Source organism: Vibrio sp. VGrn 2 (assembly GCF_009361695.1).
GTDB classification, from domain to species: domain Bacteria; phylum Pseudomonadota; class Gammaproteobacteria; order Enterobacterales; family Vibrionaceae; genus Vibrio; species Vibrio diabolicus.
The window spans coordinates 212,291-227,431 of record NZ_RBWD01000002.1 but is presented as its reverse complement, the minus strand read 5'-3'; the positions used below and the strand labels follow the sequence as shown (position 1 = coordinate 227,431).

Sequence of the window (15,141 nt, the reverse complement as noted above, 5' to 3'; positions counted from 1 at the left end):
GAGGCAAGGATGAAATTAGCAACCAAGAAAAATGGCACTCGTGACGGTTTGTTGATGGTCGTGAGCAAAGACTTAACGCGCTGCGTACCAGCGACAGAAATTTTCCACCCCATGAACTTAGCACCGACGATGCAGGTGGCGCTTGATAACTGGGATACGCTAGCACCACAACTGGAAGAGCTATACGTTGCACTGAACAATGGCACGGTTGCAGGGTATGAAGAGTTTGAAGCGCACTACTGTGAGTCGCCGCTTCCTCGCGCTTATCAGTGGGCTGATGGCAGTGCTTACGTAAACCACGTTGAGTTGGTTCGAAAAGCTCGCGGCGCTGAAATGCCAGAGAGTTTTTGGACGGACCCGTTGATGTACCAAGGAGGCTCTGATGCCTTTATTGGACCTTGTGACAATATCGAGTTTGCCAGTGATGAATGGGGTATTGATTTCGAAGGTGAAGTTGCTGTGGTAACTGGTGACGTACCAATGGGCGCAAGTGTTGCAGAGGCTCAGGAGTCGATTCGTTTGATCATGCTGGTGAATGATGTGTCGCTGCGTGGCCTAATTCCTGCAGAGTTAGCTAAAGGGTTTGGTTTTTTCCAATCTAAACCTTCTTCTGCGTTTTCTCCTGTGGCAGTAACACCTGACGAACTAGGCGATGCGTGGTACGAAAACAAAGTGCATTTACCACTGGTCTCGACCTACAACCACAAGCCGTTTGGTTGCCCAAATGCGGGTATCGATATGACGTTTGATTTTGCAGACTTAATTGTTCATGCGACTAAAACGCGCCCGCTATCTGCTGGGGCAATTATAGGCTCTGGCACGGTATCTAATAAGCAAGGCACCGAACATGGCACTTCGATTGAGGAGGGTGGTGTTGGTTATTCATGTATCGCGGAAGTTCGCATGATTGAAACCATTCGTGATGGTAAGCCGTCTACTAACTTCATGTCGTTTGGAGATTCAATCAGATTGGAAATGTTCGATGCGGATGGCAACAACATATTCGGTTCGATTGACCAACAAGTTAGCCAATATCTCAAGCATTAAGAGCGCCAGTTGGGAGATGATATGAGCGATGGCATGATTTTATACGGATACTGGCGATCATCGGCGGCGTATCGTGTGCGTATTTGTTTGAATCTTAAAGAGTTATCGTATGATTCAAAATCGGTACACTTGGTGCGCAATGGTGGCGAACAACACAGTGACGAGTACCATGAGTTAAACGCTTCTGAACTGGTTCCTGTGCTGGTGGATGGGGAGGTTCAGTTAACCCAGTCACTGGCCATCATTCAATACTTAGAAGAACACTATCCGGATGTCACTGTGATCCCCGAGCAAACGCCACTTCGATATCAAGCACTGGCTTTGGCTCAGGATATTGCAGTGGAGATTCATCCCCTGAATAACTTAAGAGTTCTGCAGTATTTAGAGGGGGAGTTAGCTTGCGAGCCAGAGCGCAAAGTCGCTTGGATTCATCACTGGATCCACAAAGGTTTTGCAGCATTAGAAGAGAAACTTCAGAAGCATCGTAAACTAAATGGTGATTGTAAGTTTAGCCTGACAAGCTCGCCATCTATTGTCGATATTTGTCTGGTACCACAATTTTATAACGCACAACGCTTTGGTGTAGATACTTCTCTTTATCCAACCATTAACGCGGTTGTGCAGTCATGCAATCAACTGCCTGCTTTTATTGATGCGATGCCAGAGAATCAGCCAGACGCTAATAGTTGATTCTTAGCATCATAATGTATTAACAAAATTTAAACGAGCCAATCCGAGTGTGTGATTGGCTCGTTTTTATTGGGGATCCAAATTTTCTGTTTCTCGCTATCGTCGTGGCTCCTCAAAATTGCGAGGTTTTGTTGCTCTGCATAGCATTTCCATTTACGCTTTGAGCAACGAGTTGTTTTGGATGCACTTTATTTATGACCAACATTTTTATCATTGTTGTTCTTCTGGTTTTATTCTTCTTTGTTATTCAAAAGTACGTGATTAAGCACGACGACACGCGTGATTATCCTTATCGCTCGAAAGGACCGTTACTCAGGGGGCAAGAGAGCGCATTCTATAATGCGTTGAGGGCAGCGGTAGGTGAACATGCGGTGGTATTCGCGAAAGTAAACATGTCCAGTTTGGTTACGCCAAAAGAAATCAAAAATAAGAAGCAGTTTTTTGTCGCGAACAATCGCATATCTCGAAGTTATTTTGATTACGTTATTTGTGATCCTAGGACGCTAGAGCCGCGTGTGATCGTTGAATTGGATAACGGGCAAGAGTTAAGCAAGGGCAAGGTAGAAAGACAAAAGTTACTGATCCATGTTTGTAAGACGGCAAACCTACCTTTAATCGGCGCTTCGATAAAGCACAGTTATCAAGTTGGGCGATTACGTCGTTTGCTTGCAGCACACATTGATTTGATTGAGCCCGATAAAGAAGTGCGCTTTTGTAAAAAATGTGGCAGTCCGATGATCATTAAAACCGCAAGCCAAGGTGAATTCAAAGGTCGACGCTTCTTTACTTGCAGCCGCCAACCAAATTGTACTTACACCGAGAATTACAATGTGGTGTTTGAGTCGGACGACTAAAGACGACAGTTGAACAGCAAAACTGATGAGGCTTTGATTCGAGACAATCAAAGCCTTTTTTGTATCAGTCCTCAAGGCAAGACCTATACTTTGAAAAAGAGTGCAGAATAGGGAAGCCATATGCGATACGGATGGATTTTGTCAGCGTTGTTCATCGCATCTAATGTTAGTGCGATACCTAATTTGAAACCACTGGAGTGTGAGTTAACGGAGACACCCCAAGATCATTTCTTGTTTTACCGAGAGCAAATGGTTTACCACAGTGAGCAGTTTGTCATATTTCAAAACTTCAAAGGCAGGGTGAGCACTCAAGTGGATGTTAAAACAGGAGAGTTGATCCGTACAACCTATATCGGCGAACCATTTAAACCTAAATATCAGATTTTGTTTGGTACTTGCCCCAATGTATCGCAAACCTTACAGATTTGGATGCTCAGTGAAGTGCCTTACGACAATTAAGTGAGATAATAAAAGTTATATAGATCACACTTTTAAACCCTACAGGCCCAGTTCTTGTCGATAAAATCATCTGAAAACGCGTGTTGAGTTTACATTTTCGCCAAACGGTTCAAAGTTGGCAAATTTGTGCTTGCACCGTCGTTCGCTTATAGCTAATATCCTCGTCGTTCCAGAGAAATGCGTCCGTAGCTCAGCTGGTTAGAGTATCGCCTTGACATGGCGGGGGTCGGTGGTTCGAGTCCACTCGGACGCACCATTCTGAATTGAATGGTTAGGAACATAAAATTTGGGTCCGTAGCTCAGTTGGTTAGAGTACTACCTTGACATGGTAGGGGTCGGCGATTCGAGTTCGCCCGGACCCACCAAATTTTAGAAAAAGCCCACCAAACGGTGGGCTTTTTTGTATCCATAATTTGTTGATACTCAGATTTAAACACCTTACTTTTCCTTTGCACACTTTCTACAAATACTCCGCATTGCCATCAGTGTAAATTTGAGTGGTTTTACAAGAATTTAACTCGTTCATCTAAACATTCATTGGAGCCCATTTCGAATTCGCGGCAAATCCAAGGCCTATTTTCGTAAATCGTACACATTAATGTGTCTCTGTCTAAAGCTGCACACCAACCATCATTTAGCCGCATCATGGTTTCGCCTCCATATTGGTCACGCGCAATAAACTCTTCAGGTACGCCAGTATCTGAAATAATCATAACCTCGAGACGGCAACAACAAGCCTTACAGTTAGAGCAAGATACATCAGAGGGCAGGGGAGAGGGAGTCTTAGTTGGTATAATCATGAATAACTACAATTTGGTCAATTGTGCATGGTACCGTAAATTTAGCACGAATGAACTTTATTTCTGAAATAGAACACCCTATGAACGATAAACCTAGTGAACGCATTTTATGCGTTCACTTGCATTTCTTTCCGAGTAAGTCGGTAGAACTGACAGTGATTCACACCAATTAACCTTATAGTCAGTGTAAATTTGAACGCCGATTCTTTGGCATACGTGTACTTTACACAAGATCTGCTTCTGTAAAGTTTGTTTTAAATGTGAAAGCAAATGGCGTATCTCCGTTTTCGCGCAAATGCTGAAGGCGTAACAAGGCTTCTTGTGGTGTTGGTATATAACCGTCTTCTACCCACCACAGAACATAGCTATCCTCCGCTAGACGATGAAACCATTCGCTTTTTTGGCGCATAAAATCTCTATGACCGGTACGAAACATAAAGTTTTTAAGTGAGTCAGTACTTTCCCAAATAGACATGTTTACAATCATGTTCGGGTCATCAAATAATTTAATACTTGTTGCATCACCGGAGTCGTCTTTTAGACGCCAGATAAAGCCTTCACTTTCTTCAGCTATACCATTAATTAAGTCCAAATTGTCTACGAAATCTTTAATTTCTGGTGCATCCAAAGGATATTTAGCAAGCGCAATATTTAATTGAGCTAATTTCATTTCATGACCCTCCCTGGTCGATAAGCCTGTAATGCTGGTAAAAGCTCTAAGTAGCTTTTCCTATTTTATCATGCAGTGTGTTGCTAGTGCCTTCAAAGGTCAATTGGAAAGTTAGTGACTGTGGCGAGTCATTGGATGGCAAAAAAGTCGTTTTATACATTGGTTATGTTGAGCATAAGCCCCTCTTTTCTCGCGATTATCGTCGGTAAGTCTCACTCAAGAGAGTTGCTATCTTGGATATGCAGCAGTACTCTCATTTTCTGTGGCAAGCCTTGCGCTTCTATACTTCTTATTGAGATTCGATCCTCACTTTTTGGTGTGTGAACGTGAGATAGTGTTCATGTCACTCTTTAATTTAAGTTGTTTGGCTGAACGTTAGGAGGAACTTTGATTACAAAGATAACAAGAAATGCCATTTTGCTTGGCCTAGTTCCCATTGCAGTTTTTGTTGTGGCTTTTAATTCAATAGCCAATTTTTACATCAGCTATATCAAAGAGACTAAAATAGACACCTATGTCGATTATTTACACCAACGATCCATGTATTTGGATGAGGCGATTGTAAAGCAGGTTTCGCAGTTAGATTTCACGTGCAGTAATAGTGATGTTAGAACATTACGCGACCCACGTTTTTATAACCATTACATCCGTTTCATTGCGATGGAAACGAGTGACGGTAAAACATGCTCCACGATTGGTCGTGAAGTATCTCATTTATCCAATGCGCAACGATTTCAGCTTGGCGAAAACTTTTTTGCATCACTTATTTTACCGGAACACCAAGATCAAGTTGAGTGGATGGTCATTTATGAAAATGAACATGTTGAAGTTGTCTGGGTTCTCGATAATAGTTGGGTTAAAGAAGTGATAAAAACGCCTTGTGAAGACTGTTTGTTCGTCGAGTTTATATATGATGAGCCTGTATTTGGAGATTTAACAATAAGTCGAGGAAAACCAGCCATTGCAGCAGAAGAAGCGGCAGTTTCAAAGGAGTTATTCTTCTCGGCTGATTCTCAAGCCAATATGCTCATCAAAATACACAGTGGCGAGAAACTGAAGAGCTATGCTCAGGAAAGAGTCTTTCTATGGGGAGGCCTAGTCAGTGTGCTTATGGGGCTGGCTTTTGCGTTTGTATATGTGTCCAGTAAGAGCTTGAGAAAGTCTATCAAAGGCTTGATCCAGAATGGGATTAATAATGCGGAATTTGTCCCTTATTACCAAGCGATTGTCGATAGCCGTGATGGTGCGACAGTGGGGTATGAAGCACTGACTCGGTGGTCTCGTCGTGAGGGTATGGTGTCGCCAAACATGTTCATTGGCGCTGCAGAAGAAAGTGGTCTGATTGTCCCAATGACGAATCAGCTTATTCGTAAAATCATACAAGATCTTAGTGTATTACCTGAGCATGTGTGGGTCAGCATCAATATTGTTTCTTCCCATTTAGAATCAGGTGAACTCACTAAGTTACTGTCAGAACTGAATTGGCCATGTCCGAAGAGAGTGCATTTTGAGTTGACCGAGCGAATTCCTGTAAAAGATACAGAGGCAGCGAAAAAAGAGATTTTGTATCTGGCGAATAAAGGCTACAAGTTCAAAATTGACGATTTTGGGACTGGGTATGGCGGCTTTTCTTATTTGCAAGATCTGGGTATCCGATGCTTAAAAGTGGATAAGATGTTCATCGATCCAATAGGCTCTGATGACCAAAAATTGAAAGTGTTAGATTCTATTGTCTCGGCAGCAAAGAAAGCGGAATGTGAGATGATTGCAGAAGGTGTAGAGAGCGAGGCTCAAGTCGCGTATTTGGCTCAGCATTCTATTTACCTTATTCAAGGGTATGTCTACGCTAAACCAGAGCCTATTAACAACCTTGCGATGACTTAAAGTAAGGCATAATGGGGCGTATTCATTATTAAAGGTGTCTTTCGGCACCTTTTTTATTGCTGAACCTTTTTGGGTTCACTGTTCGATAAAAAACCTGTTGAAGTCTTAGAATTCAAACGGAGTTTACAGAGAATATGAACGCCCGATTTTAGCATCGGGCGTTAGGATTTTACTTAGGAAGAAAGGGCGGCTTTTTTAGTTTTTAATGAAGCGATCAATTGAGGGAGCAATGACATAACAATCATCCCTAGCATCAAGCTGTATTGGAGAGGGGTGAAAGTCTCACCTAATAGCAGCAAACCTGACACAATGCCCGCAACGGGGTTGGCAATGCCACCAAAAGTAAAGTCAACGACCGACATACGCTGCAATAGCCAAACATACATGCCGTAGCCTAATGCAGTGTTCAGAATGATCACCCACAGCAGCCCAAGGGTGTTCGTCATTGATAAGTTTTGAATGGCTGTAACGTATGGCTCTGGATTGTTTATCGCCAGCACGCTTGTTGCGACAGACATAATCACACCACCCAAAATGAGCTGCCATGTTAATACTGTCCACCAATGCATTTTCGTTCCTAGTGATTTCGTTACGCTACTGCCTACCACAATACACATGATGGCGGAGATCATCGCCAGCAAGCCCATAGGGTTGAGCGAAATAGAACTAGGATCAAATAAGAACCAAGCCAAAGCAATCAAAGTCGCTCCACTTATTGCCTGTATTGCGCTTGGCTGGCGCTTATAGACTGCCCAGCCAAACAGCATCGCAAAAACGGGTACTGATACCATACCGACACCTGAGATCGCAGAAGGAAGCGTCAACGCCATGACAAAAATGAGACCAAAGAAGCAAGCGATGTTGATAGTTCCTAAAACAAGCAGCACTTTCCATTCACTCTTTTTCGGGAAAGATGGCTTTATTGCGAGGAGCAAAAGACCCGCAGGCAATGCTCTTAGCGCACCAAGTAAAACGGGAGGCCAGTCCGGAAGCGTAAACTGAGTAACAGCATAAGTTGTCCCCCAAAAAAAAGCCGGGATCATTGCAAGCAAAATATTCATGTTAAATATCTTTACGTTGAGATAATTAATTGTAAAGATATCGGTAAGGTTACTTTTTGTAAAGTATCTTTATGTTAAAATAAAAATTAAATGACGTTTGGAGAGAAACCATGGACGCAATTGATAGAGTGGTAGAGCAGTGGGCTAAGGAGAAACCAGAGCTCGACACTGAACCGATGGCAATTATGGGTCGGCTAATGCGAATTGCTAAGCACATGGAGTGTCGGGTCGCTGACCTACATAAGAAGTACGATCTTAAGATGGGTGAATTTGATGTGTTGGCGACACTTCGCCGAGCAGGTTCACCATACTGCCTTACTCCCTCGGTGCTAATTGATTCGATGATGCTCACTTCGGGCGCGATGACGAACCGATTAGATAAACTCGAGAAGAAAGGCTTTATTACCAGAACACACAGTAAAGAAGATAGACGCAGTGTCACCGTTGAGTTAACTGAAAAGGGCTTAACCTTAATTGACAAGTTGATCTTAGAGCATGTGGACGTTCAGCAATCGCTGCTACATGGTTTAGAAGGCAATGAGAAAGCGCAGGTTAACCAGGCGTTAAGACTACTATTGCCTTTGTTTGAGTAAAAGATACAGGAAGGGTGGGACGGAATGAGAAGCAAAGAGTTAGAAGGTTATTTAAGTACCTTCATGTGTGCAGAGAGTGATTTCCCATTTGGGCCAGAAGCGCTTGTATACAAAATCAAAGGTAAAATGTTTGCGATTATTGCAGAGAGAAACGGTCGGGAGTATGTCAGCGTAAAAGTAAAACCAGAAGATGGAGAAGTCTTAACATCGCAGTTTACGGACATCACTCCTGGTTATCACCTAAATAAGCGTCACTGGATAACGGTTTATTTTAATGGTGATGTGGAAGATGGATTGATTCAGGATTTATGTGAACGCTCTTATACTCTCGTCGTTGCCAAACTACCAAAAGTGCAACGAGCATTGCTTGGTCAGTAATAGCTATTACAGAAAAATTCGCACCTTTTCCATCCTCAAGCTATATAAGAATAAGTAGGCGGAAAAGTAGGAATGATATGCGAGCATTATCTGAATGGCTAAAAGAATATGGGGAGAGCCATCAAAATCCCATCAACCAAAAGATTCACACAATCGCAGTTCCGGGTATTTACCTATCTGTGGTCGGTCTAATTTGGTCAATTCCTCAAATCTCCATCTTGGGTTTCGAGTTTAACTGGGTCTGGATTGCTGTCATACCGGTATGGGTTTTCTATTTTCGTTTGTCTCTCAGCGTCTTTATGATGATGTTAGGGTATACATTAGCGTGCATCGGCCTGATATGGTCTTTGGAGGTATTGGCGCTGCCCGTACTGCATATTTCGATGCTCCTATTCGGTGTCCTGTGGATCTTGCAGTTCATTGGTCACAAAATAGAAGGGAAGAAACCGTCTTTTTTCGAAGATTTGCAGTTTCTTCTGATTGGTCCAATTTGGGTGTTCCGAAAGCATTAACTCACTCCGTAATTAACAAGCTGATATCTCCCTGTATTGCGCGATCATGCTAGTGTTCATAAAGTCGTAAAATGCGCAGCATGATGTGCAGCTTTCTCATTGCCATGACAAGCATTCGCTTCTAATTCACACTATCATTAGAGTGCAGCTAAAGCCTGTTACTTTGCCTGAATGCTTGTGGCTAGTGACATTGTCACTTGGGGGATGAATGTACGACCGACAACATAAATATGCCTATTGGCGAGAAGAGCGTAAAAAAGGCAAATGGCATTACATCATGAAGTCTTTTTTTATGATTTGTTGCGCACTATTGCTTGGTAAAGTCATTGGTTTATTCATTTTTGGTGAGCTGCACTCCCTGAGTGATATTTTGGAGCAGCTGCCCGCGGATCTTTTTATCATGATGCTAGTGGGCTTCCCGGTTAGTGTTATCGGCTGGTATCACGAGGAGTCGAAGTTTTTCCGAGCGTTACGACGTAAAGAAAAGCGCTTGAAAATGAATCGAGATAAACAAAGCTAACTCTGCATCGATCTTTGTGTTATTTAATCGTCTGATTCACATATTTCTTTCAAGTTATTCGGTATTTTGCGTTAGGCCTCGCAAGCATGTCATTAAACTTATTGTAAAAAGCGACATCATGCATTCTGTTAGCCAATCTTGACAGGAACTCGTATTGCGAGGTGTTCCAGCAGCCTGAAGCTACTGGGCAGATAGAACGGAGGATATTATGGATAGTGAATCAATGCTTCATAGTCAGAAAATATATTTTTGTAATGATGAAGCGTTAGTCGAGCAGCAAACACAGTGTTTAGAAGTTCTTTACGATTACAATCAAACTCGGCCTTCTGAATCTGAAAAGCGTACAGAAATATTACGACGCTTGCTCGGCGCCGTTGGTGACAACTGCTATTTTGAGCCGCCGCTTCGGGCGAATTGGGGGAGGCATACATACGTTGGTGATAACGTGTATACAAACTTTAACTTAACCCTAGTCGATGATACGTATATCTACATTGGCAATAGTGTCATGATTGGGCCCAATGTGACACTAGCAACGGCAGGCCATCCGGTTGAACCGGAGCTCAGAAGAGAAGTTGTGCAATTCAATATCCCTATTCATATTGGTGATAATGTATGGATCGGCGCTAACTCAGTGGTATTGCCTGGCGTCAAGATTGGAGAAAACAGCGTAATTGGTGCTGGTAGCGTGGTAACGAAAGATATACCAAGTAATGTTGTTGCGGTAGGGAACCCGTGTCGTGTATTGCGAGAGATAGGCGAACATGACAAAGAATTCTATTACAAAGAGCGTCAAATCACGCACAACATGTATCAACGATAACAAAGGTAAATGCCCACGGTTTATACGGTGTCAGTATAGAAAAGTTAAAAAACGAAATTTAATATCAGGGTGTAAAGGTTGGCGCTGTTATCTTCTGGTATTGATGAAAACGCGCCAGTATCGTTATTGTGGGCGTTAAACTTTTGCCATTCAGCATTCAGTGACACGTTATAATCTAGGTCGTATCTCACTCCAAACAGATAGCTGTCCCCATTCTTTGTATCACTGCTATTAAACTGCTGGCCGTAAACTATGTAGGGGGTCAATTTATTCACGTTGTAACTCGTTGTTGCGTACCAAGAGGAGGAAATGTTGCTGTTTTGTCCTTCAGCCATTATCACAAGGTTATCAAGCTCATACCTTACTCCTAGAGAAAACTGGTCAATCGTGTTGCCTTTTTCTTTTAGAACCAAGCGGTCAATTAACATGGCTCCCCCTTCAGGTGTGGATTGCTTGGTATTGGAGAGAACCGTAGTTTGGTCATAATCGCCATGTAGATAAGAAAAGTTCAAACGGTAGGCATTTCCGCTGAGTGTTAAGTTTATTCCGGCTGTGTTGTCTGATTCGATCTTCAGTTCAGTATCTTCGTTGAGGGTGACATCACTGCTGTCTTTAAACCCTATAAACGGCATTGCAGTAAGCATGATTTGCTCATTGAGGTCGTGATTCCAGCGAATGGATAAACCATTGTAAGCGGTGATGCCTAATATGCTGTCATACACTTCATTTGGTGGTCGAGCTTGGGTAAAAGCGTGACCGACATAATTATACTCAGACATCAAAAACAGCGGCAGCCTCAATCGTCCCCCACGTATCTCTATATTTTTATAGGTATAAGCTAAATATGCCCACTCTAATTGGGGCGAGCTCCAATGATCTTGCGGACGCTTGACTATCTGTGCGGATGCTCGAAATGCCTTGTAAAAGTAATCAAGCTGCAAGCCGAAGGTTGTGTCACAATCGTAGCAGGCTTCATCATGAATAAAGCGGTTGACGAGAACCGTTGTGGAGTTATCCGACTTAGACCAAGATGTCGAACCAAAACCACTCAAAGACAGGTGATCTGATAACTCAATGGTGGCTAAGCTCGGAAAGGCGACAACACTCAGTGATAACATGGTCAAATATTTTTTCATATTAATCCTCCGAGCTCACCACACACAAAATACGAGCATTTCCAGGCACGCTCGAAGCAGGGGCATAACCAATCCGATTGGGCTTTTCTTGCATCCACGTGATCAGCGCATCAATGCTAGAGTTTGCAATCACTTTGGGTGGCCTCGCTTTGCCTGAAAAAGACAAGCTCGCCCAGTGCGCGTTCATTTGCGCCAAGTTTTTATTGAGAAGGTAGCGATAGAACTCCGCTCTCTCCGCTGATGTTGCTGGCCAGTCAGATAGCTCAATTCTCTGCCCTTGTAAGAGTTGCGTTTTTCCTCTGTACAACTTTCGCGCTTTATTGATGGTTAGGGGCGAGAACTCACTATTAAACGAGAAAACGGCGTAGCTCTCTGCAGCAAGTACTTGACTATCTATGGGTAGAAGGAAAACAACAATGAATAGGTAGCGTTTTATGCAGCGCAAAAGAAAACAGAGGAGAGAAATGTCGCCGCTCATCATCGCTACCTATATCGCATTTTCAATCTGGTACAACAGCTTTTCTCTACGAACAGGCTTGGGTACATAAGCGTCCATGCCTGAATCGAAGCAGCGTTGAATGTCATCATCCACAACACTTGCCGTTAGTGCGATGATGGGAGTCTTAGGAAGACCTTTACTTGCTTCATAGGCGCGTATTTGTCGTGAGGCTTCGAACCCATCCATGATCGGCATCATGCAGTCCATCAAAATGATGTCAAACCCACCATCTTTTTGGAACATTTCGACCGCAACCTGTCCGTTTTCGGCCACTTCAAATTGATAACCTGCTTTGGATAAAAGCAGAGAAGCGACTTTTTGATTTACTCTGTTATCTTCGACGAGCAAAATCCGTTCTGAGCGAATAGGCGTCACGGTCGCTTCTGATTGTTCAGCATGCGAGGTTTTTTCAGGAGTGTGAGTGGTGTTTGTTGCCAGTCGCTTTTCATCAGAAACAATATTGGAAATGCGTAGTCCAATGGCTTTATCTAATTTCTCTTTCAACAAACCCGCTTTAAAAGGTTTGGGCACATAATCATCCATTCCAACATCAAAACACTTTTGAATGTCATCATCGACTACACTTGCTGTTAGCGCGATAATTGGGATTCTGATCGTCCGTTTTTCTTTTGCTTCAATTTGACGGATCATTTTGGTTGCTTCAAACCCATCCATCACCGGCATCATGCAATCCATTAAGATTAAGCAGTATTGATTCTGTTGAAACATATCTACGGCTTCTTCTCCGTTTACGGCGATATCAAAGTCGAAGCCCGCTTTTGTGACGTGTAATCCAGCGATTTTTTGATTGACGGTGTTGTCGTCGACCACCAAGATTTTTGGGAAAGTCTTAGCATTGGGTGTGGTCGTGTTCTCTTTGTTTACTTGAGGGAAGTTTGCAGCACAAGTTTCAAGTGCTTTTACTAAGCGCTGTCCTAAGAGGGGTTGAGTGACCAATGCACTAATGCTGTTACCAAAATCACGTTGGGCGCTATGAAGGTGTTTAATAAGACAAACTCGAACATTTTGCATGCAAAGTCTTTTCATTTCACCTAGATGTTTGGCTGTGGTATTTGGAGAAGTTTCTACGTTGATAACAACGATGCGCTCGTTATCAATCCACGTTGGCAGAGCATCCAGTGTATTTACTGATTGCTGAACATTGATGTGGAAAAAGCTCAACTCGTCACGCAGCTTTTGCTCCAAAGTAGGGTTGTTGCAAACTATCCATATATCGTTGTGATTAAGGGAGTGATAGCCATTGAACTCTTGAGTCACAATTGGAGCCGTAAGTTCGAAGAAAAATCGGCTACCTTTGCCTTTCTCGGATTCAAGCTGAATCTCACCGCCCATCAACTCTACCAGCTGCGTGCTAATTGCAAGCCCGAGCCCTGTCCCTCCAAACTGTCGGGTGGTGGAGTTATCTTCTTGGGCGAAAGGAGCAAATATCTTTTTTTGTTGCTGCTCATCAATACCGATCCCTGAGTCTTTGACTGAAAACTCGATGCTCGCTTCACCATTTTTGATTTCTCTAGTGATGACAGAGAGTTCAACGCTACCTTGTTCGGTGAACTTTACGGCATTGGACATGAAGTTCATGATAATTTGGCGTATACGGTGATCATCCAACATAACGTGATAGGGCGTATTGCGGCTGATGCTGACTTGAACGTCGATGCCTTTTTCTTTCGCTTTCGGGGAAATAATAGAAGCAATATCGTAGATGGATTCACGAACACAGGTTGAATGAGGGCTGAGAAGCAACATACCAGATTCAATTTTAGAGAAGTCCAGAACGTCATTTATTAAACTCAACAGTAATTGCGAGGAGGTTTCTATCGTGTCGACATAATCACGCTGTGTCGCCGTTAGCGGCGTGTCTGACAAAACTTCTGAAATGCCAATAACGCCGTTTAAAGGGGTTCGAATCTCATGAGACATATTCGCCAGAAAGCTACTTTTGGCTTTGCTTGCCTCGATGGCATCATCTTTCGCCTTTTCAGCATCTTCTTTGGCTTGGGTTAACTTTTGTCTTGACTGCTCACGTTCATAACTCAGTTTTTTTACCTCTTTAGCAAACTTACTGAGCTCATCTTTCCCTTTGGTCAACTCTGTCAGTGGTGAGTTTTCATTGTTGTCCTCTTCGTAAGTGTCTCGACTTAGGAATTCGAGTACTAAATTCAAGTTGCCAGTGACCTTACGCACTAACCTCAGTGTCAAACTCACAACCAGCAATGTCACGAGGCTCATTAGCGCAATGAAGCCAATGCGGTGCTGTGTTGTTTCACTGATCGTCTTGGATATATCCTTAATAAGTTGCTGTTCCATCTGGTCATCAACGTTACGTAATAAACTTAAGCGTTTATAAAGCGCAGATAACCCGTCATCTACTTGAGTGGGTGTCAATACTCTAAGGTTTGATGGCTGCAACAAATTGGCTCGAAATGCTTGGCTTTTAGCAAAGACATTATCGGTAAAGGTTTCGATGAGGAGGTTGACTTGCTGCTTATTCGCATTAAGTGTGACAAAGCGTTCGAACAGCAGTTGTTGGTTCTGGATTAATGATTGGATACTGGCTTGGATAGCTGGATCGTAAATCTGCCCCTGCTCTGTAGATTCCACTAAGTATTTGCTGAGTCTATGCTCTTCTGTTGACCAAAACATTAACCACTCAAGCTGCATCAATGAGGAGAGGTGAGTATTGGTTTCATAACTTACATGGCTGAAATAGACTCTATCCAAACTCAAAAGAATCTCTTTGAATGTGTCGGCACGCCACTCAGCAGCATCTAACTTATCTTCTGTATTATTGGACGAGAGCATTGACAGTGTTGCTTCTTCGAAATTCGTGAGCTGATTTAATATATCGGCATTGTCGCCAAAAACAGGTGAAGCTGTATCTTGTAAAGTTTGAACGAGCTGGCGGGTTTCTTGAGCGTTATTCGCGACCCTTGGATCGCTCGTCAAATAATACAGTGAGGAAACACGATCTATATATTGGGAGAAGAGTTGTGCTTTTTGAAGTTCTTGAGCTTGGATAGAGAGGTTTTGTACATGTTTACCTGCAAGAAGCAATAACAATAAGATTGGTAGTAGGACCAATCCAAAAAGTTTCTGCTTTACAGACAGGTTGTTCCAAGCAAATATCCCGACCACACGCGTTTCCATATCCAAAGAGTTGATATGAAAAGTGTAGTTTACCTATCTCAAATGTT

The 15,141-nt window shown here is 42.9% G+C and carries 16 protein-coding genes and 2 tRNA genes; 12 read left to right on the top strand and 6 right to left on the bottom strand.

Annotation, left to right across the window (positions count from 1 at the left end; genetic code table 11):
- Positions 1 to 9: 9 nt before the first annotated feature.
- The 6 genes from D8S93_RS04935 (at position 10) to D8S93_RS04910 (ending at position 3,415) form a co-directional block, all read left to right on the top strand.
- On the top strand, positions 10 to 1,047 hold the full coding sequence (locus D8S93_RS04935) for a fumarylacetoacetate hydrolase family protein (RefSeq protein ID WP_152812265.1): 1,038 nt from the start codon (positions 10 to 12) through the stop codon (positions 1,045 to 1,047).
- A gap of 21 nt (positions 1,048 to 1,068) precedes the next feature.
- Positions 1,069 to 1,737, top strand: a complete 669-nt coding sequence (maiA, locus tag D8S93_RS04930; protein ID WP_152812263.1) for a maleylacetoacetate isomerase — start codon at positions 1,069 to 1,071, stop codon at positions 1,735 to 1,737.
- Positions 1,738 to 1,931: 194 nt separating this feature from the next.
- Entirely contained in the window at positions 1,932 to 2,591 is a 660-nt protein-coding gene (locus D8S93_RS04925) for a DUF2726 domain-containing protein (protein WP_006741618.1), read from the top strand.
- Between the two features lie 120 nt (positions 2,592 to 2,711).
- Entirely contained in the window at positions 2,712 to 3,050 is a 339-nt protein-coding gene (locus D8S93_RS04920) for a hypothetical protein (RefSeq protein ID WP_046874875.1), read from the top strand.
- A 179-nt stretch (positions 3,051 to 3,229) separates the two neighbouring features.
- Positions 3,230 to 3,306, top strand: a tRNA-Val gene (locus tag D8S93_RS04915).
- Between the two features lie 32 nt (positions 3,307 to 3,338).
- A tRNA-Val gene (locus D8S93_RS04910) sits at positions 3,339 to 3,415 on the top strand.
- A gap of 138 nt (positions 3,416 to 3,553) precedes the next feature.
- On the opposite strand, the gene D8S93_RS04905 is transcribed toward D8S93_RS04910, so the two are convergent.
- A complete protein-coding gene (locus D8S93_RS04905) occupies positions 3,554 to 3,850 on the bottom strand; it encodes a YkgJ family cysteine cluster protein (protein WP_074191235.1) in 297 nt (98 codons plus the stop codon).
- A 223-nt stretch (positions 3,851 to 4,073) separates the two neighbouring features.
- Positions 4,074 to 4,520 (bottom strand): DUF3291 domain-containing protein, encoded by a 447-nt coding sequence (locus tag D8S93_RS04900; protein ID WP_152812261.1) that lies wholly within the window; start codon positions 4,518 to 4,520, stop codon positions 4,074 to 4,076.
- Positions 4,521 to 4,907: 387 nt separating this feature from the next.
- On the opposite strand from D8S93_RS04900, the gene D8S93_RS04895 reads away from it, so the two are divergent.
- Complete coding sequence (locus D8S93_RS04895; protein ID WP_152812258.1) at positions 4,908 to 6,404, top strand: EAL domain-containing protein; 1,497 nt, start codon at positions 4,908 to 4,910, stop codon at positions 6,402 to 6,404.
- Between the two features lie 173 nt (positions 6,405 to 6,577).
- On the opposite strand, the gene D8S93_RS04890 is transcribed toward D8S93_RS04895, so the two are convergent.
- Positions 6,578 to 7,465 (bottom strand): DMT family transporter, encoded by an 888-nt coding sequence (locus D8S93_RS04890; RefSeq protein ID WP_005393452.1) that lies wholly within the window; start codon positions 7,463 to 7,465, stop codon positions 6,578 to 6,580.
- Positions 7,466 to 7,575: 110 nt separating this feature from the next.
- Between D8S93_RS04890 and D8S93_RS04885 the strand changes: the two genes are divergently transcribed.
- The 5 genes from D8S93_RS04885 to D8S93_RS04865 all read left to right on the top strand — a co-directional run bounded on the left by D8S93_RS04885 (position 7,576) and on the right by D8S93_RS04865 (position 10,291).
- Positions 7,576 to 8,058, top strand: a complete 483-nt coding sequence (locus D8S93_RS04885; RefSeq protein WP_152812256.1) for a MarR family winged helix-turn-helix transcriptional regulator — start codon at positions 7,576 to 7,578, stop codon at positions 8,056 to 8,058.
- Between the two features lie 24 nt (positions 8,059 to 8,082).
- On the top strand, positions 8,083 to 8,436 hold the full coding sequence (locus D8S93_RS04880) for an MmcQ/YjbR family DNA-binding protein (protein WP_005393450.1): 354 nt from the start codon (positions 8,083 to 8,085) through the stop codon (positions 8,434 to 8,436).
- A gap of 77 nt (positions 8,437 to 8,513) precedes the next feature.
- A complete protein-coding gene (locus tag D8S93_RS04875; protein WP_012841889.1) occupies positions 8,514 to 8,948 on the top strand; it encodes a DUF962 domain-containing protein in 435 nt (144 codons plus the stop codon).
- A gap of 208 nt (positions 8,949 to 9,156) precedes the next feature.
- Positions 9,157 to 9,468, top strand: coding sequence for a hypothetical protein (locus D8S93_RS04870; RefSeq protein ID WP_005393448.1), 312 nt, complete (start codon positions 9,157 to 9,159; stop codon positions 9,466 to 9,468).
- A gap of 208 nt (positions 9,469 to 9,676) precedes the next feature.
- The gene (locus D8S93_RS04865) at positions 9,677 to 10,291 is read left to right on the top strand and encodes a sugar O-acetyltransferase (protein WP_152812254.1); all 615 of its coding nucleotides are present in this window, start codon (positions 9,677 to 9,679) and stop codon (positions 10,289 to 10,291) included.
- Positions 10,292 to 10,335: 44 nt separating this feature from the next.
- Here the strand turns inward: D8S93_RS04865 and D8S93_RS04860 are convergent, their stop codons facing one another.
- From D8S93_RS04860 to D8S93_RS04850, 3 genes are read right to left on the bottom strand one after another with little or no spacing between them, the layout of a single operon-like run.
- Positions 10,336 to 11,427, bottom strand: coding sequence for an outer membrane protein (locus tag D8S93_RS04860; protein ID WP_152812252.1), 1,092 nt, complete (start codon positions 11,425 to 11,427; stop codon positions 10,336 to 10,338).
- Between the two features lies 1 nt (position 11,428).
- Complete coding sequence (locus tag D8S93_RS04855) at positions 11,429 to 11,905, bottom strand: hypothetical protein (RefSeq protein ID WP_005393443.1); 477 nt, start codon at positions 11,903 to 11,905, stop codon at positions 11,429 to 11,431.
- Between the two features lie 9 nt (positions 11,906 to 11,914).
- Positions 11,915 to 15,082, bottom strand: coding sequence for a response regulator (locus D8S93_RS04850; RefSeq protein WP_413743271.1), 3,168 nt, complete (start codon positions 15,080 to 15,082; stop codon positions 11,915 to 11,917).
- Positions 15,083 to 15,141 lie beyond the last annotated feature (59 nt).